This is a genomic window from Streptomyces sp. CAI-85 (genome assembly GCF_013363615.1).
GTDB lineage: Bacteria > Actinomycetota > Actinomycetes > Streptomycetales > Streptomycetaceae > Streptomyces > Streptomyces antibioticus_B.
In genome coordinates this window covers 1-777 of sequence record NZ_JAANNX010000227.1, presented here as the reverse complement: position 1 = coordinate 777, position 777 = coordinate 1, and the positions used below count along the sequence as shown (strand labels likewise).

The following is a 777-nucleotide window of genomic DNA, read 5'->3' as shown; positions in this document are numbered from 1 at the left end:
GCTTCCGGTCGGGCCGGGCGTCGATCGGGCTGGGTTGGCCGGGGTGCTGCGGGGTGTGGTGGCTCCGGTCGGGGTGGTGTCGTTGCTGGCGTTGGAGGAGTCGGCGCATGCGGTGGGCGGTGGGGTCTCGGCCGGTCTGGCTCTCACCCTTGAGCTGGTGCAGGCGTTGGGTGATGCCGGGGTCGAGGCGCCGTTGTGGTGTGTGACCCGGGGTGCCGTGGGTGTCGGCGGTGCGGATCGGGCGGCGAGTTCGGTGCAGGCGGGTGTGTGGGGCTTGGGCCGGGTGGCTGCCCTGGAGTTCCCGGAGCGCTGGGGTGGGTTGGTCGATCTGCCGGAGTCGGTCGAGGGCCGGGTCGGGGACGGCTTGGCGGCGGTGCTGTCCGGGGCTGCTGGTGAGGATCAGGTCGCGGTGCGTTCGGCGGGGGTTTTCGGGCGTCGGCTGGTGCGGGCTGGTGGTGCTGGTGCCGGGGAGTGGCGTCCTGGCGGGACGGTTTTGGTGACCGGTGGTACGGGTGCGCTGGGTGGTCATGTGGCGCGGTGGCTGGCCGGGCGTGGTGTGGAGCATCTGGTGCTGGTCTCCCGTCGGGGAGAGCGGGCGCCGGGGGCCGGTGCGCTGCGTGGTGAGCTGGAGGCTTCTGGCGTCGGTGTGACGCTGGCCGCGTGTGATGTGGCCGACCGTGAGCAGGTGCGGGCGCTGTTGTCCTCCCTGGAGGCGGCGCCGGTCCCGGCGCTGACGGGTGTGGTGCACACCGCCGGTGTGCTGGACGACGGTGTGAT

General features: G+C 73.0%; 1 protein-coding gene. It reads left to right on the top strand.

Features of this window, described 5'->3' with window-relative positions; genetic code table 11:
• The coding region (locus G6W55_RS37950) for a beta-ketoacyl reductase (protein ID WP_175525099.1) at positions 1-777 on the top strand (777 nt) is incomplete at both ends.